Raw genomic sequence first — 24,919 nt, forward strand, 5'->3', positions numbered from 1 at the left:
CCCGATGGGTTTCAATCTTTCCGAATGGGCGCTGCGTAATCGCCAGATCGTACTGTTCCTGATGCTGTTGCTGGCCATCGTCGGTGCGCTTTCCTACACCAAGCTCGGCCAGAGCGAAGACCCGCCGTTCACCTTCAAGGCCATGGTGATTCGCACCGTCTGGCCGGGCGCCACGGCTGAGGAAGTCTCGCGCCAGGTCACCGAGCGCGTCGAAAAGAAGCTGATGGAAACCGGCGATTACGAACGGATCGTCTCGTTCTCCCGCCCGGGCGAGTCCCAGGTGACCTTCATGGCCCGCGACTCCCTGCATTCGGCGCAGATTCCCGAGCTTTGGTACCAGATCCGCAAGAAGATCAGCGACATCCGCCACACCCTGCCGCCGGGGATCCAGGGGCCGTTCTTCAACGATGAATTCGGCACCACCTTCGGCAATATCTACGCGCTGACCGGTGACGGTTTCGACTACGCGGTGCTCAAGGATTACGCTGACCGCATCCAGATCCAGTTGCAACGGGTCAAGGATGTGGGCAAGGTCGAGCTGCTCGGTTTGCAGGACGAAAAAATCTGGATCGAACTGTCGAACGTGAAGCTGGCGACCCTCGGCCTGCCCTTGGAGGCCGTCCAGCAAGCCCTTGAAGAGCAGAACGCGGTATCGACCGCAGGCTTCTTCGAAACCGCTAGCGAGCGACTGCAGCTACGGGTTTCGGGGAATTTTCAGACGGTAGAAGAGATCCGCGACTTTCCGATCCGTGTCGCCGATCGAACCTTCCGTATCGGCGATGTGGCAGAGGTGCGTCGCGGTTTCAACGATCCGCCGGCACCGCGCATGCGCTTCATGGGTGAAGACGCCATCGGCCTGGCCGTGGCGATGAAGCAGGGCGGCGACATCCTGGTCCTGGGCAAGGCCTTGGAGACCGAGTTTGCCCGTTTGCAGAACAACCTGCCGGTCGGCATGCAACTGCGCAAGGTTTCAGACCAGCCGGCGGCGGTGAAGACCGGCGTCGGCGAGTTCGTCCAGGTGTTGGTGGAGGCGCTGACCATTGTCTTGCTGGTGAGCTTCTTCTCCTTGGGGCTGCGCACCGGGATGGTGGTGGCCCTGGCGATTCCGCTGGTGCTGGCGATGACCTTCGCTGCGATGTATTACCTGGGAATCGGCCTGCACAAGATCTCCCTCGGTGCGCTGGTATTGGCACTGGGGCTGCTGGTGGATGACGCGATCATTGCGGTGGAGATGATGGCGATCAAGATGGAGCAGGGCTTCGACCGGATCAAGGCCGCCAGTTACGCCTGGACCAGTACGGCGTTCCCGATGCTCACCGGTACGCTGATCACGGCGGCGGGGTTCCTGCCGATCGCCACCGCACAATCGGGCACCGGCGAATATACCCGTTCGATTTTCCAGGTCGTGACCCTCGCATTGCTGGCGTCCTGGGTGGTCGCCGTGGTGTTCGTGCCGTACCTGGGGGAAAAACTCCTGCCAGACCTGGCGAAAATTCACGCGGCCAAGCACGGCACCGCAGATGGCCAGCCCGACCCCTACGGCACCCCGTTCTATCAGCGGGTCCGGCGGTTGGTGGAGTGGTGCGTGCGTCGCCGCAAAACCGTCATCACCCTGACCGTGTTGTTGTTTGTCGGCTCGGTGATGCTGTTCCGTTTTGTGCCGCAGCAGTTCTTCCCGGCCTCGGGGCGACTGGAGTTGTTGGTCGACCTGAAACTGGAGGAAGGCGCCTCCCTGAGCAGTACCGCCGAACAGGTCAAGCGCCTGGAAGCGCTGCTCAAGGAACACGCGGGCATCGACAACTACGTGGCTTATGTTGGCACCGGTTCGCCGCGCTTCTACCTGCCGCTGGATCAACAGCTACCGGCGTCGAGCTTTGCCCAGTTCGTGGTGCTGGCCAAGACCATCGAAGATCGCGAGCCTTTGCGCAGCTGGTTGATCAGCACCTTGAACGAACAATTCCCGACCCTGCGCTCGCGGGTCACGCGTCTGGAAAACGGCCCGCCCGTAGGTTACCCGGTGCAGTTCCGGGTGACCGGTGAGCACATCGAAGAAGTCCGTGCCCTGGCGCGGAAAGTGGCGACGAAAGTTCGCGAAAACCCCTACGTGGCCAACGTGCATCTGGATTGGGAAGAACCGAGCAAAGTGGTGTACCTGAACGTCGATCAGGACCGTGCCCGGGCCTTGGGTGTGAGCACGGCGAACCTGTCGAGCTTCCTGCAACGTTCCCTCACCGGGGCCAGCGTCAGCCAATACCGGGAGGACAACGAACTGATCGAAATCCTGCTGCGCGGCACGGTGCATGAGCGCACCGAACTGTCGTTGCTGCCAAGCCTGGCGGTGCCCACCGACAATGGTAAAAGTGTTGCGTTGTCGCAGGTCGCGACGCTGGAGTACGGCTTCGAAGAGGGCGTGATCTGGCACCGCAACCGTCTGCCGAGCGTGACCGTGCGGGCCGATATCTACGGCAAGGAACAACCGGCGACCCTGGTGCAGCAGATCTTCCCGACCCTGGACCCGATTCGCGCAGAATTGCCAGACGGCTATTTGCTGGAAGTGGGCGGTACGGTGGAGGATTCGGCTCGCGGCCAGAAATCGGTGAATGCTGGCGTGCCGCTGTTCATCGTGGTGGTGCTGACGTTGCTGATGCTGCAATTGCGCAGTTTCTCACGCACGGCCATGGTATTTCTCACCGCGCCTCTCGGGCTGATTGGTGTCACGCTGTTCCTGCTGGTGTTTCGCCAGCCGTTCGGTTTCGTCGCCATGTTGGGCACCATCGCGCTGTCGGGCATGATCATGCGCAACTCGGTGATCCTGGTGGACCAGATCGAACAGGACATCAAGGCGGGGCTTACCCCCTGGCAGGCGATCATCGAAGCGACGGTACGACGCTTCCGCCCGATTGTGCTCACCGCACTGGCGGCGGTACTGGCGATGATCCCGTTGTCGCGCAGCCTGTTCTTCGGGCCGATGGCGGTGGCGATCATGGGGGGGCTGATCGTGGCGACGGCGTTGACGCTGTTGTTTTTGCCGGCGTTGTATGCGGCGTGGTTCAGGGTCAAGAAGACCTGACCTTGATCCTCTGACCCCGCAAACCAATGTGGGAGCGAGCTTGCTCGCGATAGCGGTATCAGCTTCAACATCTCTGTTGGCTGTTACACCGCCATCGCGAACAAGCTCGCTCCCACAGTTGTTTTGGGTTGGGCTTAGAGAGTACCGAAAACCTTCTTCGCCAAACTGGTCGCCGCAGCCGCCGGGTTCTGGCGGATGGTGGCTTCCTGCTTGCCGATCATCTCGAACAACCCGTCCAGCGCCTGCTCGGTCACGTAGTTTTCGATGTTGGCGCTTTTGGCGTCCAGCACGCCGAAGGTCGCGGCCTGGCCGGCGAAGGCGTTGTATTTCTGGGCCAGGCCGACCTTGTCGGTGGCTTGCTTGACGATGGGCAGGAACTTGGCGCGGATCTGCTCGCGACTGCTCTTGTTCAGGTATTGCGTGGCGGAGTCCTGGCCGCCGCTGAGGATGCCTTTGGCATCGCTTACGCTCATGTTCTTCACGGCATTGACCAGGATCGGCTGGGCCTGGACCACGGCGGCTTCAGCGGCCTGGTTCATGCTGGTTTCCAGTTGGTCGACCTGGTCGCCCATGCCGAAGGCTTTCATCTTGCTGGCGACTTTGCCGAGTTTGCCTGGCAGCTCGATCTTCACGTCGGGGTTGTTGCTGAAACCGCCGGGTGTGCCCAGTTGCTTGACCGCCACTTGGGCGCCTTGGGTCAGCGCGTCCTTGAGACCGCCCGTGGCATCATTCTGCGACAGATCGCTAAGAGACAGGGCCATGGCATTGGCGCAGATCAGCAGGCCTGCGCACAGGCCGGTAAAGCGGAGAGTAGGACGGAGCATGACAGCTTCCTTGAAGAGAATTTGAGAAAGGAATCAGCGTGCAGCGTTGACGCGGATCTTCAACGGCTGCGGATCTTTGCCATCGAGGTGCACGGTGTGTTGTTCGGTGGTGATGAACATCAACTGGCCGTCCACTTCAATGCGGGCGCTCACGGCATAACGATGGCCGGGCTTGACCTGGGCCGGATCATAACTGAGGTGGAACGGCAGCGGGACCTGGCCTTTGACCGGACCGTGCTGCTCATCGAGCACCACGGCGGGGGCGTCGGCCAGGGACACATCTTGCAGGCTCACGCTCAAGGTGGCGGTGGGCGGCAGGGCGATGCGTTGCAGGTAGAACACTTCACCGTCGAGGCTGTTCTTGCCCGCCAGGGGTGCGCTGGAGCAGGCACTGAGTAGCGTGGCAACGCTTATGAGAAGAAGTTTTTTCATCGGGGTATTTCCATATTGAGGGCGCCAGAAAACAACCTGGCGCCTGTGGGAATCAGTCCTGTGTCACCGGGGTAACCTGATCCGCCGCGTCTTCACTGCGATGCAACGCCACCTGGCGGATCGACAGGCGAATTTCCGCCGGCAGCACCCGCTTGGCCGCGCCTTCGGCCAGTTCGCCCAACAGCTCGTGATAGCTTAGCTTACCGGCCTCGTCGCGGCGCAGCACGTCCAGGTCCAGCAGGGTCTGGATGAAGTGGCGGAACAGGCTCTTGTCAAAGAACTCCGGCGCATTCAGGCCATGCAGGATCGACAGGCGCTGGGCCATCACGGTGCAGAGGTCTTCCAGCTCTTCGGCGCTGATGCTGTTCTGGCCGCTGTTGAGCAGCAGCGAGACGGTCATGTAGAAGCGCTGCAAGGTCTGGGCGATGCTTTTGGACAGCAGGGTCAGCAGCACGAAGTGCCGCGAGCTCGGCGCGGGGCGCAGGTACAGGTCGTTCTCCAAACGCAACAGGCCTTGTTTGACGAACGCTTCGAGCCACTGGTCGACCACGGCGTCCAGTTCTTCCAACGACCAGCGAATGAACAACTCCGATTGCAGGTACGGGTACAAGGCCCGGGTGTAGCGCAGGATCTGCTCGCGGCTCATGCGCGAGCTGCTCTGGAAGAAACTCGCCAGCAGCGCCGGCAGGGCGAAGATGTGCAGGACGTTGTTGCGGTAGTAGGTCATCAACACCGCGTTCTGTTCATCCAGGTACAGAATCTTGCCCAGGGCATCGCTCTGTTCCGACAGCAGGTCCATGCCTTTGACGTGCTCGATCAGCGCCCGGCCATCGCCTTCGGGCAGGGTGGTGTGGGGTGAGTAAGGCACTTTGCGCAGCAACGCCAGGTACAGGTCGAGTACGCGAGCCATGGCGCGGTCGTCCAGGGCCAGGCGGCTGGTAGACAGCAGCGCCAGGGCCACGAGGTTGACCGGGTTGATGGCCGCTGCTTCGTTCAGGTGCCGGGCCACGCGCTCGCCGAGGCGGTTGGTGGTCGCGTTGAGCCAGGCCGGTTTGAATTGCGGGCCCAGTTCTTGTTGGCGCCAACCGGGCTGTTCGCTGTCGAGGAATTCCGCCAGCTTGATCGGTTCGCCGAAGTTCATCGCCACCTGGCCGAAGCGTTGTTTGAGGGCGCCGATGACTTTGAAGATGTCGAAGATCGATTCTTTCTTCTTGCTGGCCCCGCGCAGCTCGCCCAGGTAGGTACGGCCTTCGAGTACCCGCTCATAACCAATGTAGACCGGCACGAAGACGATGGGCATGCGCGATGAACGCAGGAAGCTGCGCAAGGTGATGGCGAGCATGCCGGTCTTGGGTTGCAGCATGCGTCCGGTGCGCGAGCGACCGCCCTCGACGAAATACTCCACCGGGAAACCTTTGGTGAACAGCGTGTGCAGGTATTCGTTGAACACCGCGGTGTAGAGCGGGTTGCCCTTGAAGGTGCGGCGCATGAAAAACGCCCCGCCACGGCGCAGCAGGCTGCCGATCACCGGCATGTTGAGGTTGATGCCGGCGGCGATGTGCGGTGGGGTCAGGCCGTTGCGAAACAGCAGGTACGACAGCAACAGGTAGTCGATATGGCTGCGGTGGCACGGCACATAGATGACTTCGTGACCTTGGGCGACGTTCTGCACGCCTTCGATGTGGTTGACCTTGATACCGTCGTAGATCTTGTTCCAGAACCAGCTCAGCACCACTTCCAGGAAACGGATCGCGGTGTAGGTGTAGTCCGAGGCGATTTCGTTGCCGTAGCGCAGGGCCTGGGCCTTGGCTTTTTCCGGGGAGATTTTTTCCCGCTCGGCCTCGTCGGCAATCGCCTGTTTGACCAGGGGCTGGTTCAGCAGGCCCTTGACCAAGTTGCGCCGGTGGGAAATGTCCGGGCCGATGACCGCCGCTTTCAGATTGCGAAAGTGCACCCGCAGGATCCGCTGGGCCATGCGCACGGTGCGTTCGTGACCCTTGTCGTGTTCGATCAGCTCGCGCAGATGGATCGGTGCCGAGAACTGCACGCGGGTCTTGCGCCCCAGGATCATGATGCTCAGCAAGCGGCGCAGGCGTCCGGTGACGGCCCAGCTGTCGGCGAACAGCAGCTTCCACGGGCTGGACTCGCTGTCGGGCGACTGGCCCCAGAACACGCTGACCGGGATGATCTGTGCGTCTTCGGCAGCGTTGTGGGTCAGGGCGTTGACCAGCCGCGTCAGGGTCGGCGGCGCGCCGCGTTTGTCCTGGCGTCCGAGCCAGTCCGGCGCCGGTGTCAGGTAGAAAAACGCCGCCGGCTCCAACAGGTTGCCCACCGAGACCGGCAGCACCGGGCGGGGCAGGCCGGCCTTGGTGCACTCGGTGTCGAGCACCGCCAGGTCGGTGAGTGAAGGATCTTGCAGGACGTAGAACACCGGACGACTGCGGTCGAGGTTGAGGGTGAAGGACGACTGGTTGATGGTCTCGGAGCGAACCCAGAGATACAACAGGCGGCGCAGGGTGCCAAACACAAGACGGCGGAGCGGGGAGCGGGTCATACGGCTTCTGCATGAGTGGATAAGATCAAGCGGCCGCTAGTGTGCCGGATTCGTCGAAAATCGGCAAAAAAGCGGCGAAGTAAAGTCAGTTGAGAGTTTTTGTGTCTGTCATATACTCGGCCAGTGACTGCCATGGCTTCCTTTATGGACGGCTGGACGGCAGCTAACGTTCGTACGGCTTTCCCTCGAAAAGCCGACTTAAAAATAAAAATGGGAGTGAGCATCATGGCAGCACGCGAAACCGGCAACGTGAAGTGGTTCAACGACGCCAAAGGCTACGGCTTCATCCAGCGTGAAGGTGGGGCGGATGTGTTCGTGCATTACCGCGCCATCCGTGGCGAAGGCCACCGTTCACTGACCGAAGGCCAGCAGGTCGAGTACGCGGTGGTGGAAGGGCAGAAGGGCTTGCAGGCTGAGGATGTGGTGGGGTTGTAAGCCGTTACATCCACAACAGATCTCCTGTGGGAGCGAGCAAGCCCGCTCCCACATTTAGATCCAGGTAGGACCTGAGACTAGGATCACGCCGTCTTCCAGGTAATCTCTTCTTCCCCATCGGCGCTGATGCGAATCCAGCGATCCGCCGACTCTTCACCTTCTTCTTCCACCCACGACCCCGGTGCGCAGCGCACTTCGACGTTCAGTGCGGCGAAGGCGGCGCGGGCGCAGGCGATATCGTCTTCCCACGGAGTCTGGTCGCTTTCCAGGTACAGGCTGTTCCATTTGCCGACGGCCTTGGGTAGCCAGGTCACTGGGACGTTGCCGGCCTTGCACTTGTAGGTCTGGCCTTTCTGCACCCAATCGCTGCACGGGCCCAGCGCTTGGCCGAGCCAGGCGGCGATGGCCTTGTGGTCGACGTCGGCGTCTTTGAGGTAAATCTCGATATCGGGTTGGCGCATGGATGTCCTCACTGCGGTCTTGAAAAATCCATTCGCGGATTTAACTGGCCCCGAGCGGTTGCCCGAGGTCCGGAATCAAAAGGTTATTGAAGAACGAAATAATCGTAGCGCATCGACACCGTGACTTCGAACGGCTCGGCCTGCTCGATCACGCTGGCACGGCGTTCGGCACTGGCGCGCCAGCCATGGGGTGTCATGGCCAACAGATTGGCACGGTCCTGGCCACTGTCGAGCGTGAGCTTGAATTCGAGGGTTTCGCTGTGATCCAGCACCATGCCCGAGGGCACCAGGGCCAGGTGCTTGTCATCGGTGTACTCGCGCACTTCGTCGTACAGCCGCTCGCGCAATTGCATCAGGTGGCCGGCGGTCGGGCCGACTTTCATCAAGCCGCCGCCGGGGCTGAGCAGGCGTTTGGCCTCTTGCCAGTCCAGCGGGCTGAACACGCTGGCCAGGAACTGGCAGCAACCGTCCGCCAACGGCACCCGGGCCATACTGGCAATCAACCAGGTCAGTTGCGGGTTGCGTTTGCAGGCACGCTTGACCGCCTCGCGGGAGATGTCCAGGGCATAGCCATCGGCATTGGGCAACGCTTCTGCGATTTGCGCGGTGTAGTAGCCCTCGCCACAGCCGATGTCCAGCCAGCGCCCGGGCGCGCGTTCGGCAGCCAGTTCCGCCAGGCGTCGTGCAACGGGGGCGTAATGCCCGGCGTTGAGAAAATCGCGCCGGGCTTCGACCATGGCCTGGTTGTCACCGGGATCGCGGCTGTTCTTGTGCTGCACCGGCAGCAGGTTCAGGTAACCCTGGCGCGCACGGTCGAACCGATGGCCGGCCGGGCACACCACACCGTTGTCCACCGCGTTCAGCGGCTCATTGCAGATCGGGCAGGCGAGCATCAGGCGAGCAACTTGATCAGCGTCTTGTAGTAGATCTCGGTCAGTACGTCGAGATCGGCCGCCAGCACCCGTTCGTTGACCTGGTGGATAGTCGCGTTGACCGGCCCCAGTTCCACCACTTGCGTACCCATGGTGGCGATGAAGCGACCATCGGAGGTACCGCCGCTGGTGGACGCCTGCGTCTCGCGGCCGGTGACGTCCTTGATGCTCGACGACACCGCGTCCAGCAACGCTCCCGGCTCGGTCAGGAACGGCAGGCCGGACAGCGCCCAGTCGATGTGCCAGTCCAGCTGATGCTTGTCGAGAATGTCGGCGACGCGCTGTTGCAGGCCTTCGACGGTGGATTCGGTGGAGAAGCGGAAGTTGAACACCGCCACCAGGTCACCGGGGATCACGTTGGTCGCGCCGGTGCCGGAATTGAGATTGGAGATCTGGAAACTGGTCGGCGGGAAGAAGTCGTTGCCGTGGTCCCAATGTTCGGCGGCCAGTTCAGCCAGTGCCGGGGCAGCCAGGTGAATCGGATTCTTCGCCAGATGTGGGTAGGCCACGTGGCCTTGCTTGCCGCGCACGGTCAGCTTCGCGCCGAGGGAGCCGCGCCGGCCGTTCTTGACCACGTCGCCCACCAGGGTGGTGCTCGACGGCTCGCCGACGATGCACCAGTCCAAGCGCTCCTGACGGGCCTTGAGACGTTCGACCACGGCCTTGGTGCCGTGGTGAGCCGGGCCTTCTTCGTCGCTGGTGATCAGGAAGGTCACCGAGCCCTTGTGGTCCGGGTAGTCGGCGACGAACCGTTCGGCCGCCACCACCATCGCCGCCAGGCTGCCTTTCATGTCCGCCGCGCCACGGCCACAGAGCATGCCGTGCTCATCGATGACTGCATCGAACGGATCGAGCTGCCAGGCCTGCACCGGGCCGGTCGGCACCACGTCGGTGTGCCCGGCGAAACACAGCACCGGACCGTCCTGCTTGCCATGGCTGGCCCAGAAGTTATCCACATCCTCGATGCGCATCGGTTCGAGCTTGAAACCGGCGTTACCCAGGCGCTGCATCATCAGTTTCTGGCAATCGGCATCCACCGGCGTCACGGACGGACGGCGGATCAGGTCGCAGGCGAGTTGCAGGGTCGGCGAGAGGTCGGCGTGGGCCGTCATGGAAACTCCGGGAATATTTAGTATGAACGCAAGGCTTGTGTGGGGGCTGGCTGACACCCACAAAATGGCGGTTATCTTATAGCAAAACGACCATCATGGTCCCCTGGTGCTGGTCGGTTGGAACACAAAACCTGTGGGAGCGAGCTTGCTCGCGATGGCGTCGGATCAGCCGCATCAATATTGACTGACACACCGCTATCGCGAGCAAGCCCGCTCCCACAAGGGAAATTGGTCGGATTCATTTCGCGACCGGCTCGAATTGCCGTAGCAAAGCCCTATAATGCGCGCCGGTTTTTGGGGTAATGGTCATGAGTACAGAAGATCCACGGTTTGCCGGTATCGCCCGTTTGTATGGCATCGAAGGCCTGGAGCGCCTGCGGGCGGCCCATGTGGCGATCGTCGGGGTGGGTGGAGTCGGTTCCTGGGCGGCGGAAGCGATTGCCCGATGTGGCGTGGGCGAGATCTCGCTGTTCGACCTGGACGATGTCTGCGTCAGCAACGCCAACCGCCAGTTGCACGCCCTGGACAGCACCGTCGGCAAGCCCAAGGTCGAAGTGATGGCCGAGCGGCTGCGCGGGATCAACCCAGACTGCACGGTGCACGCGGTGGCGGATTTCGTCACCCGCGAGACCATGGCCGAATACATCACACCGAACATCGACTGCGTGATCGACTGCATCGACAGCGTCAACGCCAAGGCCGCGCTGATCGCCTGGTGCAAGCGCCGCAAGATCCAGATCATCACCACCGGCGGCGCGGGTGGGCAGATCGATCCGACGCTGATTCAGGTGTGCGACTTGAATCGTACGTTCAACGATCCCCTGGCCTCGAAAGTGCGTTCCACCCTGCGCCGCGACTACGGCTTTTCCCGTACCGTGACCCGCCACTACAGCGTGCCCTGCGTGTTCTCCACCGAACAGCTGCGCTACCCGAAGCCGGACGGCAGCATTTGCTTGCAGAAGAGTTTTGTCGGCGACGGCGTCAAGCTCGACTGTGCTGGCGGGTTTGGTGCGGTGATGATGGTCACGGCGACGTTCGGCATGGTCGCGGCGACCAAGGCTGTGGATAAGATTGTGGCGGGTGTGCGGCGGCCGGCGGACAGGGCCAAGCCTCAGGTTTGAGGGTGGGGCAGATGGCCTCATCGCGAGCAAGCTCGCTCCCACATTGGATCTCATGGAACACAATTTTGTGTACGACACGAATCCCCTGTGGGAGCGAGCTTGCTCGCGATGGCGATTATTCAGTCAACTCAAACATCCGCTTTAACACCGCATTCAAGCCATTGCTACGCGACGGCGACAGCTGCCGCGACAATCCCAGTTGATTGAACCAATCCGGCAAATCCACCTGCTGCAACTCGTCAGCGGACAACCCATTGACCCGCGCCAGCAGCAACGCCACCAGCCCACGGATCAACCGCGCATCGCTGCTGGCGGCAAACTGCCAATGCCCGTCGTGCAGCTGACCCACCAGCCACACCTGACTTTCACAGCCACTGACCAGGTTGGCGTCGCACTTGTCCGCATCGCTCAAGGGCGGCAGGCGCTCCCCCCATTGCATCAGTAGCCGGGCGCGTTGCTCCCAGCTCGATGCGTCCTGGAAAATCTGCAGCGCCTCGGCGGCCTCGAACGGCAGGCTCATCGCAGCAGCTCCAAGGCCTGGTCCAGGGCTTCGAAGAAGCGTTCGATATCGGCGGAGTCGTTGTACAGCGCCAGCGACACCCGAATCGCTCCCGTCAGTTGCAAATGCTTGAACAGCGGCATGGCACAGTGATGCCCGGCGCGCACGGCGATGCCTTGTTCGGTCAGCAGGTGGGCGAGGTCGGCGTTGTGTACGCCTTCGACCACGAAACTGACCAGGGCCAGGCGCGGGTTGCCCACCAGGCGCACGCCATTGCGCGCCAGCAGGCCGTGGAGCAGGTAGTTATGCAAACCCGCTTCATGGTCGATGAGTGCTTGCGGGTCGAGGGCGGACAGGTAATCCAGGGTCGCCCCCAGGCCGATCACGCTGGCAATCGGCGGCGTGCCCGCTTCGAACCCCAGCGGTGCCGGGCGGAACGTGGCGCTGTGGTAATCGGCCTGTTGCACCATTTCGCCGCCGAACTGCCAATGGCGCAGTTGCTCAAGCGCTTCGGTGCGGCCAAACAGCACGCCCAGCCCCTCGGGGCCGTAGAGTTTGTGGCTGGAAAATACGTAGAAATCGCAACCCAGCGCCTGCACATCATGGCGGCCATGCACCACGCCTTGGGCGCCGTCGATCACCGTCAACGCACCTTGGGCCTTGGCCAACGCCAGCAGCGCCGGCAAGGGCTGCCAGGCGCCCAGTACGTTGGACAATTGGCTCACCGCCAGCAAGCGTGTACGCGGGCCGATCCGTTCGGCAGCGACGTTGAGATCGATCAGCCCATCGGCATCCAGCGGCAACACCACCAGCGTCAACGAACGGCGCTCGGCCAGTTGTTGCCACGGCAGCAGGTTGGCATGGTGTTCCAGGGCGCTGATGACGATTTCATCGCCCGGGTTGAACCGATGTTCCAGGCCATAGGCCAGCAAGTTCAGCGCCGAAGTGGCGCCATGGGTGAAGACGATCTGTCCGCAATCTCCAGCGTTGACCCATTGCGCGACCTTGAGACGGCTGTCCTCGAACGCCTGGGTGGCGTGGGCGCCTGGCAAATGTTGCGCACGGTGCACGTTGGCCGCGCCATTGGCGTAGTAATGCGCCAGGGCGTCCAGCAGGGCTTGGGGTTTTTGCGTGGTGGCGGCGTTGTCCAGGTACGTCTGGCCTTGCCGTTGCAGGGCGGCGATGGCCGGGAAGTCGGCGCGCCAGGGGGAGGGAATCAACATGCTTTCGGGTCCTGCTGGAGTTGCGCCGGACCCTGTGGGAGCAAGCTCGCTCCCACAGGTGACTGTGTGAAGCGGCTTAGTTGTGCGCGTGCAGTGCTTCGTTCAGTTCGATGGCCGATTTGTGGGTTTTGCATTCCACTGCGCCGGTCTCGGAATTGCGGCGGAACAGCAGGTCGGGCTGGCCGGCCAGGTCGCGGGCCTTGACCACTTTGACCAGTTGGTTGTTCTCGTCCAGCAGCGCGACTTTGGTACCGGCGGTCACGTACAGGCCCGACTCCACGGTGTTGCGGTCGCCCAGCGGGATACCGATGCCGGCATTGGCGCCGATCAGGCAGCCTTCGCCGACCTTGATCACGATGTTGCCGCCGCCCGACAGGGTGCCCATGGTGGAGCAACCGCCGCCCAGGTCCGAGCCCTTGCCGACGAACACGCCAGCCGACACGCGGCCTTCGATCATGCCCGGGCCTTCGGTGCCGGCGTTGAAGTTGACGAAACCTTCGTGCATCACGGTGGTGCCTTCGCCCACGTAGGCGCCCAGGCGGATCCGCGCGGCATCGGCGATACGTACGCCGGCCGGAACCACGTAGTCAGTCATTTTCGGGAACTTGTCCACCGAGAACACTTCCAGCAACTCGCCACGCAGACGGGCTTCGAGCTGGTGCTCGGCCAGTTCGCTCAGGTCGATCGCGCCCTGGCTGGTCCAGGCCACGTTCGGCAGCAGCGGGAAAATGCCGGCCAGGTTCAGGCCATGGGGCTTGACCAGGCGATGGGACAGCAGGTGCAGCTTGAGGTAAGCCTCAGGGGTGGAGCTCAGTTGGGCATCTTCGGCCAGCAGGGTGGCGACCAGCGGCTTGTGGCTTTCGGCCAGGCGGGTCAGCAGCGCGGCTTGCCCGGCATCGACGCCCTTGAGCGCTTCAGCCAGTTGCGAAGCCTGGGCGGTGGTGAAGGTGATGGCCTGGTTGCCGTCGCTGTAGCCGAGAATCGGTGCGATGGCTGCGACGATGTCTGCCGATGGGTTGAGCAGCGGCTGTGCGTAGAACACTTCCAGCCAGGCGCCTTGACGGTTTTGAGTGCCGACACCGAAGGCCAGGCTGAACAGGGTAGTGGACATGAAATTACCTCTACAAAATGGACTGGGCAGGCTTACTTGATCTCTGCCGCATAAATATCTGGCTTGAAGCCAATCAGGGTTCGGTCACCGAGATCGAGCACCGGGCGCTTGATCATCGAGGGTTGGGCGAGCATCAGTTCGATGGCTTTCGTCTGGTCGAGATCGGCTTTGCGTTCGTCGTCGAGTTTGCGAAAGGTCGTACCGGCACGGTTCAACACCACTTGCCAGCCATGTTCGTTGCACCATTGGGTCAGGTGCTCACGGTCGATGCCGACGGTCTTGTAGTCGTGAAAGTCGTAGCGTACAGCGTGTTCATCGAGCCAGGTGCGCGCCTTTTTCATCGTGTCACAGGCTTTGATGCCGAAAAGGTGCAACGTTTTGCTTGAATCGGTCAAGGAATTGCCCCCTTTGCAGGTGCTGAAAGTAAAAGGTGAAGGATTATGCCATGACCGGACGGTTTCGCGACGGCTCAGATCGGCATGCACCCAAACCTGTGGGAGCGAGCCTGTGGGAGCAAAGCTTGCTCGCGATGAACGATGGCACAGTCTTGCAGTTGAACCGTGTCGCCTGCATCGCGAGCAAGCTTTGTTCCCACAGGTGCGCTCCAAAAGTGGGGCTGCGACATAGGTGTAACGGCCAGGCTCATCCTAAGCGGTTAATATGGCACTTCAACGGCAAGCTGTTGCCGGATGTGTGTCGCTGTAATTGGAAAACCGTCATGCAAAGCGCCTATACCGTCCTGATCCTGTTGATGCTGGTGGGCGTTTCGCGCCTGATCGGACGGTTGATCCCGCTGCCGTTGCCCCTGGTGCAGATCGGCGCCGGTGCCGTGCTGGCTTGGCCGTCCCTGGGCCTGCACGTGGCCCTCGATCCCGAGCTGTTCCTGTTTCTCTTCTTGCCACCGCTGCTGTTCTCCGACGGCTGGCGCATGCCCAAGCGCGAGTTGTGGCGCCTGCGTGGGCCGATCCTGACGCTGGCGGTAGGGCTGGTGTTGTTCACGGTGGTGGGCGCCGGTTACTTCATTCATTGGCTGCTGCCGAGCATCCCGCTACCGGTGGCCTTCGCCCTGGCCGCGGTGCTGTCGCCGACCGACGCGGTGGCGGTGTCGGCGATTGCCCGTGACCGTTTGCCCGCGCCGCTGATGCACGTGCTTCAGGGCGAGGCGTTGATGAACGACGCGTCGGGCCTGGTGACCTTCAAGTTCGCCCTGGCGGCGGCCATTACCGGGGTGTTTTCCCTGGCCAACGCGAGCCTGACCTTTGTCCTGGTGGCGGTTGGCGGGCTGCTGGTGGGCGTGGCCCTGAGCTGGCTGGTGGGCCGCTTGCGGGCCTGGATGGTGGCGCGCGGTTGGGACGATCCGGCCACCCACGTGGTGTTCATGTTGCTGCTGCCGTTCGCGGCCTATGTGCTGGCTGAACGCTTGGGGGCCTCGGGGATTCTCTCGGCGGTGGCGGCGGGGATGATGCAGAGCTGGCTCGACCTGCTGCCGCGCCAGACCGGCACGCGGCTGCTCAATCGCAGCGTCTGGTCGCTGCTGGAATTCGCCTTCAACGGCTTGATCTTCCTGCTGCTGGGCTTGCAATTGCCGGACATCATCAAGGCGGTGACCAGCCACGAAGCCACCCTGTGGCCGACACTGATCTATCGTTGCCTGGACGTGGTGGCGATTTCTCTGGTGTTGCTGGTGCTGCGGTTTGTCTGGGTGCAAAGCACCTGGCGGCTGTCCGGGCTGTTACGTCGCTGGCGTGGCGAGAGCGACCTGACCTTCGTGCCGACCGCGCGCTCCTGCTGGTTGCTGACCTTCGGTGGGGTGCGCGGGGCGGTGACGCTGGCGGGCGTGCTGTCGGTGCCGATGTTGTTGGCGGCGGGTGAACCGTTTCCCGAGCGGGATTTGCTGATCTTCATTGCCGCCGGGGTCATTCTGCTGTCATTGATCGCCGCCTGCATCGCCCTGCCATTGCTGCTGCGAGGTATCGAGAAAAGCCCCGATGACAAGCGCCGCACCGAAGTGCGTGATGCCTGGCGTAAAACCGCTGAAGCGGCGATCCGCGCGTTGGAAGTGGAGGAGCCGAGCGAGGCCGCTAGCGCACCGGACGCGGCCCAGGCGGCGTTGGCAACCGAGGTCAAGGCGCGGTTGATGTCTGAATATCGCCATCAGTTGGAGGTGTTCAACGACTCCGCCGAAGCCCAGGCGCTTGCGTTCGAAATGGACCTGCTGGAACGCCGGCTGCGCTTGAAGGCCTATCGGGCGCAGCGGCTGGAGTTGTATCGCCTCAGCCGTCATCACCAGATTGGGGATGACGTGCTGCGAGAGGTACTGGGGGAGTTGGATCTGGCGGAGGCGAATTTGGGGTTGGGTAAATAGCAGCCATGGCGCAAAGCTAATTGTGGCGAGGGGATTTATCCCCGTTGGACTGCGCAGCAGTCCCAAAGCAGTCGATTCAAGCTGTCTGACACAGCGCGTTGGTTGTTGGGGCCGCTTCGCAGCCCAGCGGGGATAAATCCCCTCGCCACAACAGCCCCGATACAGTCATTAACCCCGACGCTGAATGAACGCGCGAATCCGCTCGGCCGCTTCCACACATTCAGCCAATGGCGCGACCAAGGCCATGCGCACACGCCCGGCGCCTGGGTTGACGCCATCCACTTCTCGGGACAGGTACGAGCCCGGTACCACGGTCACGTGCTCCTGTTCGAACAGGTCCCGGCAGAACGCCGCATCATCGCCCGCCACATTCGGCCACAGGTAGAAGCTGCCATCAGGACGCTGTACATCCAGCACCGGGCTGAGGATCTCCAGTACCGCGTCAAACTTCTCCCGGTACAGCGCGCGGTTGGCCCGTACATGCACTTCGTCGTTCCACGCGGCGATGCTCGCCAGTTGGGTCTGAACCGGCATCGCGCAGCCGTGGTAGGTGCGGTACAGCAGGAAACCCTTGAGGATGTCCGCGTCACCCGCGACGAAACCGGAGCGCAGGCCAGGCAGGTTGGAGCGTTTGGACAGGCTGTGGAACACCACGCAGCGCTTGAAGTCCTGGCGGCCCAGTTCGACACAGGCGCTGAGCAGCCCTGGTGGCGGGGTCTGTTCGTCGAAGTACAGTTCGCTGTAGCACTCGTCCGCGGCGATGACGAAGTCGTGTTCGTCGGCCAGGGCGATGAGTTTCTTCAGTACATCCACCGGAATCAGCGCGCCGGTCGGGTTGCCAGGGGAGCACAGGAACAGGATCTGGCAGCGTTTCCAGATGTCCGGCGAGACCGCATCGAAATCCGGGTTGAAGCCGTTTTCGTCCAGGCACGGCAGGTAGTGTGGCTTGGCCCCGGCCAGGAACGCCGCGCCTTCATAGATCTGATAGAACGGGTTGGGGCTGACGACCAGGGCATCGTCGCCACGGTTGACCACGGTCTGGGTGAAGGCGAACAAGGCTTCACGGGTGCCGTTGACCGGCAGCACATGGCGCGCCGGGTCCAGCCAGCCGTTCGGTACGCTGAAGCGGCGCTCGCACCAGCCGGTGATGGCTTCACGCAATTCCGGGATACCGAGGGTGGTCGGGTACACGGCCATTTTTTCCAGATTGCTGGCCAGGGCCTCGGCCACGAAACTTGGCGAGCGGTGCTTGGGCTCGCCGATGGACAGGGCGATCGGGCGCTTGTCCGGATTGGGCGTGACGCTGCCGAGCAAGGCGCGGAGCTTTTCGAACGGGTAGGGCTGTAACTGGTTCAGGGCGTTGTTCATCGGGGGCCTCGTTCAATGTGGGAGTGGCGGTGCGGCGATCCGACTTGCTCGCGAAAGCAGTGGGTCAGTCAACATAATCATTCACTGACCCACCGCTTTCGCGAGCAAGCCCGCTCCCACAGGGGGAAATTGTTCGTTCAGATATTGATACGCGTCAGGTTGGCATCAGGTTCCTGGTTGACGCTCAAGTGCCGCTCCATTTCCTCCTGCAAGCGGCTGCACAACTGCGGATCGGACAGCGGTTGGCCATGGGCGTCGGTGATGAAGAACACGTCTTCCACACGCTCGCCGAGGGTGGCGATCTTGGCGTTTTGCAGCGACAGGTCGAACTCCAGGAATATATGCCCGACCCGCGCGAGCAGGCCTGGGCGGTCCGGGGCGCTGAGCTCCAGTACGGTGACCTGGCGCTGGGCGTCGTTGTGGATCGTCACCTGGGGGGCGAACGCGAAGTGCTTGAGCTGGCGCGGCACCCGACGCTGGATGATGGTCGGGTAATCCGCCGGGTTGCGCAGGGCTTCGGTCAGGCCATCGCGAATCTGCTTGACCCGCGCCGGGTTGTCGCCAATCGAGTCGCCGTCGGTGTCGAGCACGATGTAGGTGTCGAGGGTGAACTGGCTGCTGGAGGTAATGACCCGGGCGTCGTGAATGTTGAGGTTGAGCTGGTCCATCGCGGCCACGGTCACGGCGAAGAAGTCGTGCTGGTCGGGGGCGTAGATGAAGATCTGCGTGCCGCCCTCGAATTCGCGCTGGGTGGTTTCCTTGATCAACACCAGTGGCCCGCCATCAGCCGGTTGCTGCAGGATCGCGTCGCTGTGCCAGGCCACGTCGCCGGCGGTGTGGCGCAGGAAATAGTCATCGCCCAATTGCGACCAGAGCTGTTCGACGTCGTCTGGATCGGTGCCGCCGCGCACCAGGATGTCCAGGGCGGCGCTTTGGGTCCGGCGGATCTGTTCTTCGCGGTCCACCGGGTTTTCCAGACCACGGCGCAAGGCCCGCTTGGTCTCGGTGTAGAGCTGGCGCAACAGGCTGGCGCGCCAGGAGTTCCACAGGCTCGGGTTGGTGGCGTTGATGTCGGCCACGGTCAGCACGTAGAGGTAATCCAGGCGCGTCTCGTCGCCGACGATCTGGGCGAAGTCGTGGATCACCTGCGGGTCAGACAAGTCCTTGCGCTGGGCAGTGGTGGACATGACTAGGTGGTTCTGCACCAGCCAGACGATCAGCCGGCTGTCCCACACGGGCAGTTGATGGCGCTGGCAGAATGCCTCGGCATCCACCGCGCCGATCTCGGAGTGATCGCCCTGGCGGCCCTTGCCGATGTCGTGGTACAGCCCGGCCATGTAGATCAGCTCTGGCTTGGGCAGCTTGCCCATGAGCTTGCTGGCCAACGGGAATTTCTCCGACACCTGGGTGTATTGCAGCTTACGCAGGTGCTTGATCAGGTTCAGGGTGTGGGCATCGACCGTATAGATGTGGAACAGGTCGTGTTGCATTTGCCCGACGATGAAACCGAACTCCGGCAGATAGCGCCCGAGGATCCCGTAGCGATTCATGCGCCGCAGGTTACGGTGCACGCCGATCCGGCATTTGAACAGCTCGATGAACAGGCTGGTGTTGCGGATGTCGTGGCGGAAATCCTCATCGATCAGATGACGGTTTTCCCGCAGCAGGCGGATGGTGTCGGCGCGCACACCCTTGATTTCCGGCTGCTGGGCCATCAACACGAAGATTTCGAGCATGGCGAACGGCGTGCGGCGGAACACATAGTCGTGACGCGCTTCGATGTAGCCGTCGTGCAGTTGAAAGCGTGAGTTGATCGGCTGCGGCGGTTCTTCGTCTTCGGGGGCGAGGATGACCTCCTCGAAGTGCTGGATGATCAGTTCGCTGAGCTGGGCGATGCTCATCACCACCCGGTAGTACTGCTGCATGAAGTTTTCGATGGACTGCTTGGCGTCCTGGCCCTCAAAACCCAGCAGGCCGGCGATGGAGCGCTGGTGATCGAACAGCAGGCGGTCCTCGGAGCGCCCAGCGAGCATGTGCAGGGCGTAGCGTACCTTCCACAGAAATTCCTGGGACGAGGCCAGCAGGGCGTTTTCGCTTTCCACCAGGAAACCTTCGCCGGCCAGGGCCCGCAGGTTCAGCGTGCCGTACTGGCGGCGGGCAACCCACAGGATTGTCTGGATGTCCCGCAACCCGCCCGGCGAGCCCTTGACGTTGGGTTCCAGGTTGTACTCGGTGTCGTTGTACTTGTGGTGGCGGGCCTTCTGCTCGGCGTGCTTGGCCAGGAAAAAGTCCTTGCTCGGCCACATGTGCTCTGTGCTGGTGACGTCGAGCATGCGCTGGCGCAGGTGTTCGGGGCCGGCGATGGTGCGGCTTTCCATCAGGTTGGTGATCACCGTCAGGTCGGCGCGGGCCTCATCGGCGCATTCCTGCACCGAGCGCACGCTCTGGCCGACCTCCAGGCCGATGTCCCACAGCAGCGTCAGGAAGCGCTCGATGGAATCGCGGAAGACCTCATGATCGGCACTGTCCAGCAGGATCAGCAGATCGATGTCCGAATAAGGGTGCAGTTCGCCGCGCCCATAGCCGCCCACCGCCACCAGGGCGATGTCGGCGTCTTCGCTCCAGTTGAACTGCTCCCAGGCCTTTTGCAGGATGTTATCGACGAACCAGGCGCGGTCCTCGATCAACCGACGGATATCCCGGCCGCTGCGAAAGCGCTGGTCAAGCACTTCGTGGGCCTGGCGGATCGCCTTCTTGAACGCCGAGATGGGGCTTGCCTTCAGGGCCAGTTCAGCCTGGAACTGGCCGCGGTCGAAGAGTTCGGGATCCACCTGCGGCATTGAATGGCTTTCCTTTCTATCTATAGCTATAGGCTGTGTTTAGGTCAGGCGGAAACGCGAGGGATGGTGTCATCGCTGCGCAGGGTGAAGATTTCGTAACCGGTCTCGGTCACCAGCAAGGTGTGCTCCCATTGGGCCGACAGCTTGCGGTCCTTGGTGATGGCAGTCCAGCCGTCGCCCAGGACCTTGGTGTCGGCGCGGCCCTGGTTGATCATCGGCTCGATGGTGAACGTCATGCCTGCTTGCAGCTCCATGCCGGTGCCGGCACGGCCGTAGTGCAGGATCTGCGGTTCTTCGTGGAACACCTTGCCGATACCGTGGCCGCAGAACTCGCGCACCACCGAAAAGCCGTTCTTCTGCGCGTGCTTCTGGATCACTTCGCCGATGTCACCCAGGCGGCAGCCCGGTTTCACCAGCTCAATGGCCATGTACATGCATTCCTGGGTGACTTTCGACAGGCGCTGGGCCCACTCCGGCACGTTGCCGACGTGGAACATGCGGCTGGTGTCGCCGTGGTAGCCGTCCTTGATGACGGTGACGTCGATGTTCAGGGTGTCGCCATCCTTCAACGGCTTTTCGTTGGGGATGCCGTGGCAGACCACGTGGTTGATCGAGGTACAGATCGACTTCGGGAAGCCTTTATAGTTGAGTGGGGCAGGGATGGCCTTCTGCTCGTTGACGATATAGTCGTGGCAGATGCGGTCCAGCTCTTCGGTGGTCACGCCAGGCTTGACGTGGTCGGCGATCATCTCCAGCACATCGGCGGCGAGTTTGCCGGCGACACGCATTTTGGCGATGTCCTCGGGGGTCTTGAGGGTAACGGTCATACAGGCTCTCTCTGCGCTCGACGGCGCTGTTCAAAGCGAAATAGGCGGCGGAGGATGCTCCGAACGGCCCTGAAAGAGGCGATTCTAACAGACGATCAGTACAAAGAACCCTCCAGCCTGGAACTCTGTGGCGAGGGGCGCGAGTGGGAGCAAGGCTTGCTCGCGACCCAGGCGACTCGATTTCTGAAGGACCGCATCGGCTTCGTCGCGGGCAAGCCTTGCTCCTACAATCCATCCGCCGCAGAGGTTTTCAGAATCCATGTTCCGTTTTCGCCCTTGCTGTGGTATAAAATGCGCCGCTTTCCGGGGATGACCCCGTAAGCTTAAATCCACACACGTGTCGACACGATGACCTGGGTGCCTCGGCTTATATAAGCCGCTGGTTGGTCATTGGGATACGTGGAGGCCAAACCCGACTTATCAAGGAACTATCATGTCCCAAGTCAACATGCGCGATATGCTGAAGGCCGGTGTGCACTTCGGTCACCAGACCCGTTACTGGAACCCGAAAATGGGTAAGTACATTTTCGGCGCGCGTAACAAGATCCACATCATCAACCTTGAAAAAACCCTGCCAATGTTCAACGAGGCACTGACCTTCGTAGAGCGCCTGGCCCAGGGCAAAAACAAGATTCTGTTCGTCGGCACCAAGCGTTCCGCTGGCAAGATCGTTGCTGAAGAAGCAGCACGTTGCGGTTCGCCGTACGTCGATCACCGCTGGTTGGGCGGCATGCTGACCAACTTCAAGACCATTCGCGCTTCCATCAAGCGTCTGCGTGACCTTGAAGTTCAGTCCGAAGACGGTACTTTCGCCAAGCTGACCAAGAAAGAAGCGCTGATGCGCACTCGCGATCTTGAGAAGCTGGACCGCTCCCTGGGCGGTATCAAGGACATGGGCGGTCTGCCTGACGCACTGTTCGTGATCGACGTTGATCACGAGCGCATCGCGATCACCGAAGCCAACAAGCTGGGTATCCCGGTCATCGGCGTTGTCGATACCAACAGCAGCCCGGAAGGCGTTGACTACATAATCCCAGGCAACGATGACGCCATTCGCGCCATCCAGCTGTACATGGGTTCGATGGCTGACGCTGTTATCCGTGGTCGCAACAATGTTAACGGCGGCACCGAAGTCTTCGCTGAAGAAGCTCCGGCAGCAGCCGCTGAGTAATCGACGCCCCTGGCGTTGACTCAGTAAGCAAAAAGGGGGCTTGGCCCCCTTTTTGCCACCTCGAAAACCATTTGTCGGCAGCGCAGCTACAGCATTTGTAACGTGCAGCGGCTAACAAGGTTGGTTCGGGAAGAATTGAACGCCCGTTCGATCGGGTGGAATGGTTGAAAACCTATCCAAGAGGATTTTGAAATGGCAGAGATTACTGCAGCGTTGGTCAAAGAACTGCGCGAGCGTACCGGCGAAGGCATGATGGACTGCAAGAAAGCCTTGACCAAGGCTGGCGGCGACATCGAGAAAGCCATTGATGACATGCGTGCTTCGGGCGCCATCAAGGCTGCCAAGAAAGCCGGCAACATTGCCGCTGAAGGCGCGATCGGCATCAAGGATGACGGTAAAGCTGCCGTTATCATCGAAGTCAACTCGCAGACCGACTTCCTGGCCCTGCAAGACGACTTCAAGGCATTCGTTGCTGCCAGCGTAGAAAAAGCATTCGCCGACAAACTGACCGACGCAGCTCCGCTGATCGCCGCTCAGGAATCGGCTCGTGAAGCCCTGGTTGCCAAAGTAGGCGAAAACGTCAACATCCGTCGTCTGGTTCGCGTCGAAGGTGATGTTGTTGGTTCTTACCTGCACGGCAACAAGATCGGCGTGGTTGTAGCCCTCAAAGGCGGCAGCGTCGAGCTGGCTAAAGACATCGCGATGCACGTCGCTGCCAGCAACCCTGAGTTCCTGCTGCCGTCGGAAGTTTCCGCTGATGCTATCGAACGCGAGAAAGCCGTGTTCATGCAGCTCAACGAAGACAAGATCAAAGGCAAGCCAGCCGAAATCGTTGAAAAAATGGTTGCCGGTCGTATCACCAAGTTCCTGGCTGAAGCCAGCCTGGTTGAGCAGGCGTTCGTCAAGAACCCTGAAATCAAGGTCGGTGAACTGGCCAAGAAGGGCGGCGCTGAAATCGTTTCCTTTACCTACTTCAAAGTGGGCGAAGGCATCGAGAAGCCAGTAGACAACTTCGCTGAAGAAGTTGCTGCTCAGCTGGCTGCCAGCAAGCAATAAGACAGTTTTTATAACTGTCGCCCTGAAGAGGCTGCCCGCTTAACGCGCGCAGCCTCTTTTTGGATGGGGATGCCGATTTTTATTGGTTTCCTTTCGGAACTGGCTTACAAAGCCGTGTTCCGATGGCGCTGTGTCAGCGTCAGCTAGAGTGAACGCAGGCTGTAAACAGCTTGCAAAGAATTTTCGAAAATACGCCGCAGGAGAGATTCGCAATGGCTCAGCAGGGCAGTGGTTATCAGGCTCGCTATAAACGCATTCTACTCAAGCTTAGCGGCGAGGCCCTGATGGGCTCGGAAGAGTTCGGGATCGATCCGAAAGTGCTGGATCGCATGGCCCTGGAAGTCGGCCAGTTGGTCGGGATCGGCGTTCAGGTCGGCCTGGTCATCGGTGGCGGCAACCTGTTCCGCGGCGCAGCGCTGAGCGCGGCCGGCATGGATCGGGTCACGGGCGACCACATGGGCATGCTGGCCACTGTGATGAACGCCTTGGCTATGCGCGACGCGCTTGAGCGTGCCAATATCTCGGCCATCGTGATGTCGGCCATTTCCATGGTCGGCGTGACCGATCACTACGACCGCCGCAAAGCCATGCGCCACCTCAACGCCAAGGAAGTGGTGATTTTTGCCGCCGGTACCGGTAATCCGTTCTTCACCACGGATTCGGCCGCCTGCCTGCGAGCGATCGAGATCGATGCCGATGTCGTGCTCAAGGCAACCAAGGTCGATGGTGTCTACACCGCTGATCCGTTCAAAGACCCGCATGCCGAGAAGTTCGATCATCTGACCTACGATGAAGTGCTGGATCGCAAGCTGGGTGTAATGGATCTGACGGCTATCTGCCTGTGCCGCGACCACAAGATGCCGCTGCGTGTCTTTAACATGAACAAGCCTGGCGCCCTGCTGAATATCGTGCATGGCGGCGCCGAAGGAACACTGATCGAGGAAGTGCAACAATGATCAACGAAATCAAGAAAGACGCTCAAGAGCGCATGCAGAAATCCCTGGAATCGCTGAGCCACGCGTTCGGCCAGATTCGTACTGGCAAGGCTCACCCGAGCATCCTGGGCAGTGTGATGGTGCCCTACTACGGTGCCGATACCCCCCTGAGCGGTGTTGCCAACGTTACGGTGAAAGATTCGCGCACCCTGCAAGTCGTGGCGTTTGAGCGCAATATGCTCGCGGCAGTCGACAAGGCCATCCAGAGCGCCGGCCTGAACCTCAACCCGACCAATCTGGGTGAGTTGCTGCTGATCTCCATGCCCGCCCTGACCGAAGAAACCCGCAAGGGCTTCACCAAGCAGGCGCGTAGCGCGGCCGAAGACGCTCGAGTTGCTGTGCGCAACATTCGCCGCGATGCATTGGGTGAATTGAAGAAACTGGTCAAGGACAAGGAAATCAGCGAAGACGAAGAGCGTCGTGCCGCTGCCGATATCCAAAAGCTGACCGACAAGGCTGAGGCTGACATCGACTCGGCCACCAAGCAAAAAGAAGCGGACCTGATGGCCGTATAAGGGTCAGG

General features: G+C 61.4%; 22 protein-coding genes. 9 read left to right on the forward strand and 13 right to left on the reverse strand.

Going from position 1 to position 24,919, the window contains the following annotated elements; genetic code table 11:
• Positions 1-4: 4 nt before the first annotated feature.
• Positions 5-3,070, forward strand: coding sequence for an efflux RND transporter permease subunit (locus tag EPZ47_RS05670; RefSeq protein ID WP_135843901.1), 3,066 nt, complete (start codon positions 5-7; stop codon positions 3,068-3,070).
• A 134-nt stretch (positions 3,071-3,204) separates the two neighbouring features.
• Here the strand turns inward: EPZ47_RS05670 and EPZ47_RS05675 are convergent, their stop codons facing one another.
• The 3 genes from EPZ47_RS05675 to plsB are packed head-to-tail and all read right to left on the reverse strand — an operon-like array spanning position 3,205 to position 6,880.
• On the reverse strand, positions 3,205-3,894 hold the full coding sequence (locus EPZ47_RS05675) for a DUF4197 domain-containing protein (RefSeq protein ID WP_135843902.1): 690 nt from the start codon (positions 3,892-3,894) through the stop codon (positions 3,205-3,207).
• A gap of 33 nt (positions 3,895-3,927) precedes the next feature.
• The gene (locus EPZ47_RS05680) at positions 3,928-4,326 is read right to left on the reverse strand and encodes a YbaY family lipoprotein (RefSeq protein WP_135843903.1); all 399 of its coding nucleotides are present in this window, start codon (positions 4,324-4,326) and stop codon (positions 3,928-3,930) included.
• Positions 4,327-4,378: 52 nt separating this feature from the next.
• Positions 4,379-6,880 (reverse strand): glycerol-3-phosphate 1-O-acyltransferase PlsB, encoded by a 2,502-nt coding sequence (plsB, locus tag EPZ47_RS05685; protein WP_135843904.1) that lies wholly within the window; start codon positions 6,878-6,880, stop codon positions 4,379-4,381.
• Between the two features lie 225 nt (positions 6,881-7,105).
• Between plsB and EPZ47_RS05690 the strand changes: the two genes are divergently transcribed.
• Entirely contained in the window at positions 7,106-7,315 is a 210-nt protein-coding gene (locus EPZ47_RS05690; RefSeq protein ID WP_003184959.1) for a cold-shock protein, read from the forward strand.
• Between the two features lie 83 nt (positions 7,316-7,398).
• Here EPZ47_RS05690 and EPZ47_RS05695 read toward each other — a convergent pair whose 3' ends face one another.
• The 3 genes from EPZ47_RS05695 to dapE form a co-directional block, all read right to left on the reverse strand.
• Positions 7,399-7,776, reverse strand: a complete 378-nt coding sequence (locus EPZ47_RS05695) for a hypothetical protein (RefSeq protein WP_135843905.1) — start codon at positions 7,774-7,776, stop codon at positions 7,399-7,401.
• 83 nt (positions 7,777-7,859) lie between these two features.
• Positions 7,860-8,669, reverse strand: coding sequence for a putative RNA methyltransferase (locus tag EPZ47_RS05700; protein ID WP_135843906.1), 810 nt, complete (start codon positions 8,667-8,669; stop codon positions 7,860-7,862).
• The gene (gene dapE, locus EPZ47_RS05705; RefSeq protein ID WP_135843907.1) at positions 8,669-9,820 is read right to left on the reverse strand and encodes a succinyl-diaminopimelate desuccinylase; all 1,152 of its coding nucleotides are present in this window, start codon (positions 9,818-9,820) and stop codon (positions 8,669-8,671) included. The genes EPZ47_RS05700 and dapE overlap by 1 nt, the downstream gene beginning before the upstream one ends.
• Before the next feature lie 308 nt (positions 9,821-10,128).
• Between dapE and tcdA the strand changes: the two genes are divergently transcribed.
• Complete coding sequence (gene tcdA / locus EPZ47_RS05710; protein ID WP_178084237.1) at positions 10,129-10,941, forward strand: tRNA cyclic N6-threonylcarbamoyladenosine(37) synthase TcdA; 813 nt, start codon at positions 10,129-10,131, stop codon at positions 10,939-10,941.
• Between the two features lie 115 nt (positions 10,942-11,056).
• On the opposite strand, the gene EPZ47_RS05715 is transcribed toward tcdA, so the two are convergent.
• The 4 genes from EPZ47_RS05715 to EPZ47_RS05730 form a co-directional block, all read right to left on the reverse strand.
• Entirely contained in the window at positions 11,057-11,461 is a 405-nt protein-coding gene (locus EPZ47_RS05715; protein ID WP_135843909.1) for a SufE family protein, read from the reverse strand.
• Positions 11,458-12,663, reverse strand: coding sequence for an aminotransferase class V-fold PLP-dependent enzyme (locus EPZ47_RS05720; protein ID WP_135843910.1), 1,206 nt, complete (start codon positions 12,661-12,663; stop codon positions 11,458-11,460). The genes EPZ47_RS05715 and EPZ47_RS05720 overlap by 4 nt, the downstream gene beginning before the upstream one ends.
• Before the next feature lie 76 nt (positions 12,664-12,739).
• Positions 12,740-13,774 (reverse strand): 2,3,4,5-tetrahydropyridine-2,6-dicarboxylate N-succinyltransferase, encoded by a 1,035-nt coding sequence (gene dapD, locus EPZ47_RS05725; protein WP_135843911.1) that lies wholly within the window; start codon positions 13,772-13,774, stop codon positions 12,740-12,742.
• A gap of 32 nt (positions 13,775-13,806) precedes the next feature.
• On the reverse strand, positions 13,807-14,169 hold the full coding sequence (locus EPZ47_RS05730) for an ArsC family reductase (protein WP_135843912.1): 363 nt from the start codon (positions 14,167-14,169) through the stop codon (positions 13,807-13,809).
• Between the two features lie 323 nt (positions 14,170-14,492).
• Here EPZ47_RS05730 and EPZ47_RS05735 point away from each other — a divergent pair, with 323 nt between their 5' ends.
• A complete protein-coding gene (locus EPZ47_RS05735) occupies positions 14,493-16,139 on the forward strand; it encodes a Na+/H+ antiporter (protein ID WP_135843913.1) in 1,647 nt (548 codons plus the stop codon).
• 168 nt (positions 16,140-16,307) lie between these two features.
• Here the strand turns inward: EPZ47_RS05735 and dapC are convergent, their stop codons facing one another.
• From dapC to map, 3 genes are all read right to left on the reverse strand, one after another.
• Positions 16,308-17,507: a succinyldiaminopimelate transaminase gene (dapC, locus tag EPZ47_RS05740; RefSeq protein ID WP_135843914.1), complete on the reverse strand. Its 1,200-nt coding sequence runs from the start codon at positions 17,505-17,507 to the stop codon at positions 16,308-16,310.
• A 137-nt stretch (positions 17,508-17,644) separates the two neighbouring features.
• Positions 17,645-20,347, reverse strand: a complete 2,703-nt coding sequence (locus EPZ47_RS05745; protein WP_135843915.1) for a [protein-PII] uridylyltransferase — start codon at positions 20,345-20,347, stop codon at positions 17,645-17,647.
• Between the two features lie 44 nt (positions 20,348-20,391).
• Entirely contained in the window at positions 20,392-21,174 is a 783-nt protein-coding gene (gene map / locus EPZ47_RS05750; protein WP_135843916.1) for a type I methionyl aminopeptidase, read from the reverse strand.
• Between the two features lie 54 nt (positions 21,175-21,228).
• Here map and EPZ47_RS05755 point away from each other — a divergent pair, with 54 nt between their 5' ends.
• From EPZ47_RS05755 to frr, 5 genes are all read left to right on the forward strand, one after another.
• Positions 21,229-21,495, forward strand: a complete 267-nt coding sequence (locus EPZ47_RS05755; RefSeq protein ID WP_135843917.1) for a hypothetical protein — start codon at positions 21,229-21,231, stop codon at positions 21,493-21,495.
• A gap of 112 nt (positions 21,496-21,607) precedes the next feature.
• Positions 21,608-22,345 carry a 30S ribosomal protein S2 gene (rpsB, locus tag EPZ47_RS05760; RefSeq protein ID WP_003198231.1) on the forward strand — a complete coding sequence of 246 codons (738 nt, stop codon included), beginning with the start codon at positions 21,608-21,610 and terminating at the stop codon, positions 22,343-22,345.
• Between the two features lie 192 nt (positions 22,346-22,537).
• Positions 22,538-23,401, forward strand: a complete 864-nt coding sequence (gene tsf / locus EPZ47_RS05765) for a translation elongation factor Ts (protein WP_018603730.1) — start codon at positions 22,538-22,540, stop codon at positions 23,399-23,401.
• Between the two features lie 212 nt (positions 23,402-23,613).
• Positions 23,614-24,357 carry a UMP kinase gene (pyrH, locus tag EPZ47_RS05770; protein WP_024779012.1) on the forward strand — a complete coding sequence of 248 codons (744 nt, stop codon included), beginning with the start codon at positions 23,614-23,616 and terminating at the stop codon, positions 24,355-24,357.
• Entirely contained in the window at positions 24,354-24,911 is a 558-nt protein-coding gene (frr, locus tag EPZ47_RS05775) for a ribosome recycling factor (RefSeq protein ID WP_135843918.1), read from the forward strand. The genes pyrH and frr overlap by 4 nt, the downstream gene beginning before the upstream one ends.
• Positions 24,912-24,919: the final 8 nt, after the last annotated feature.

This window comes from Pseudomonas viciae (assembly GCF_004786035.1).
GTDB lineage: Bacteria > Pseudomonadota > Gammaproteobacteria > Pseudomonadales > Pseudomonadaceae > Aquipseudomonas > Aquipseudomonas viciae.

Excerpts from the sequence above, each read along its gene's own strand:
- EPZ47_RS05670 (WP_135843901.1), top strand. The coding sequence starts at position 5 with ATGGGTTTCAATCTTTCCGAATGGGCGCTGCGTAATCGCCAGATCGTA.
- EPZ47_RS05675 (WP_135843902.1), bottom strand. The coding sequence starts at position 3,894 with ATGCTCCGTCCTACTCTCCGCTTTACCGGCCTGTGCGCAGGCCTGCTG.
- EPZ47_RS05680 (WP_135843903.1), bottom strand. The coding sequence starts at position 4,326 with ATGAAAAAACTTCTTCTCATAAGCGTTGCCACGCTACTCAGTGCCTGC.
- plsB (WP_135843904.1), bottom strand. The coding sequence starts at position 6,880 with ATGACCCGCTCCCCGCTCCGCCGTCTTGTGTTTGGCACCCTGCGCCGC.
- EPZ47_RS05690 (WP_003184959.1), top strand. The coding sequence starts at position 7,106 with ATGGCAGCACGCGAAACCGGCAACGTGAAGTGGTTCAACGACGCCAAA.
- EPZ47_RS05695 (WP_135843905.1), bottom strand. The coding sequence starts at position 7,776 with ATGCGCCAACCCGATATCGAGATTTACCTCAAAGACGCCGACGTCGAC.
- EPZ47_RS05700 (WP_135843906.1), bottom strand. The coding sequence starts at position 8,669 with ATGCTCGCCTGCCCGATCTGCAATGAGCCGCTGAACGCGGTGGACAAC.
- dapE (WP_135843907.1), bottom strand. The coding sequence starts at position 9,820 with ATGACGGCCCACGCCGACCTCTCGCCGACCCTGCAACTCGCCTGCGAC.
- tcdA (WP_178084237.1), top strand. The coding sequence starts at position 10,129 with ATGAGTACAGAAGATCCACGGTTTGCCGGTATCGCCCGTTTGTATGGC.
- EPZ47_RS05715 (WP_135843909.1), bottom strand. The coding sequence starts at position 11,461 with ATGAGCCTGCCGTTCGAGGCCGCCGAGGCGCTGCAGATTTTCCAGGAC.
- EPZ47_RS05720 (WP_135843910.1), bottom strand. The coding sequence starts at position 12,663 with ATGTTGATTCCCTCCCCCTGGCGCGCCGACTTCCCGGCCATCGCCGCC.
- dapD (WP_135843911.1), bottom strand. The coding sequence starts at position 13,774 with ATGTCCACTACCCTGTTCAGCCTGGCCTTCGGTGTCGGCACTCAAAAC.
- EPZ47_RS05735 (WP_135843913.1), top strand. The coding sequence starts at position 14,493 with ATGCAAAGCGCCTATACCGTCCTGATCCTGTTGATGCTGGTGGGCGTT.
- dapC (WP_135843914.1), bottom strand. The coding sequence starts at position 17,507 with ATGAACAACGCCCTGAACCAGTTACAGCCCTACCCGTTCGAAAAGCTC.
- EPZ47_RS05745 (WP_135843915.1), bottom strand. The coding sequence starts at position 20,347 with ATGCCGCAGGTGGATCCCGAACTCTTCGACCGCGGCCAGTTCCAGGCT.
- map (WP_135843916.1), bottom strand. The coding sequence starts at position 21,174 with ATGACCGTTACCCTCAAGACCCCCGAGGACATCGCCAAAATGCGTGTC.
- EPZ47_RS05755 (WP_135843917.1), top strand. The coding sequence starts at position 21,229 with ATGCTCCGAACGGCCCTGAAAGAGGCGATTCTAACAGACGATCAGTAC.
- rpsB (WP_003198231.1), top strand. The coding sequence starts at position 21,608 with ATGTCCCAAGTCAACATGCGCGATATGCTGAAGGCCGGTGTGCACTTC.
- tsf (WP_018603730.1), top strand. The coding sequence starts at position 22,538 with ATGGCAGAGATTACTGCAGCGTTGGTCAAAGAACTGCGCGAGCGTACC.
- pyrH (WP_024779012.1), top strand. The coding sequence starts at position 23,614 with ATGGCTCAGCAGGGCAGTGGTTATCAGGCTCGCTATAAACGCATTCTA.
- frr (WP_135843918.1), top strand. The coding sequence starts at position 24,354 with ATGATCAACGAAATCAAGAAAGACGCTCAAGAGCGCATGCAGAAATCC.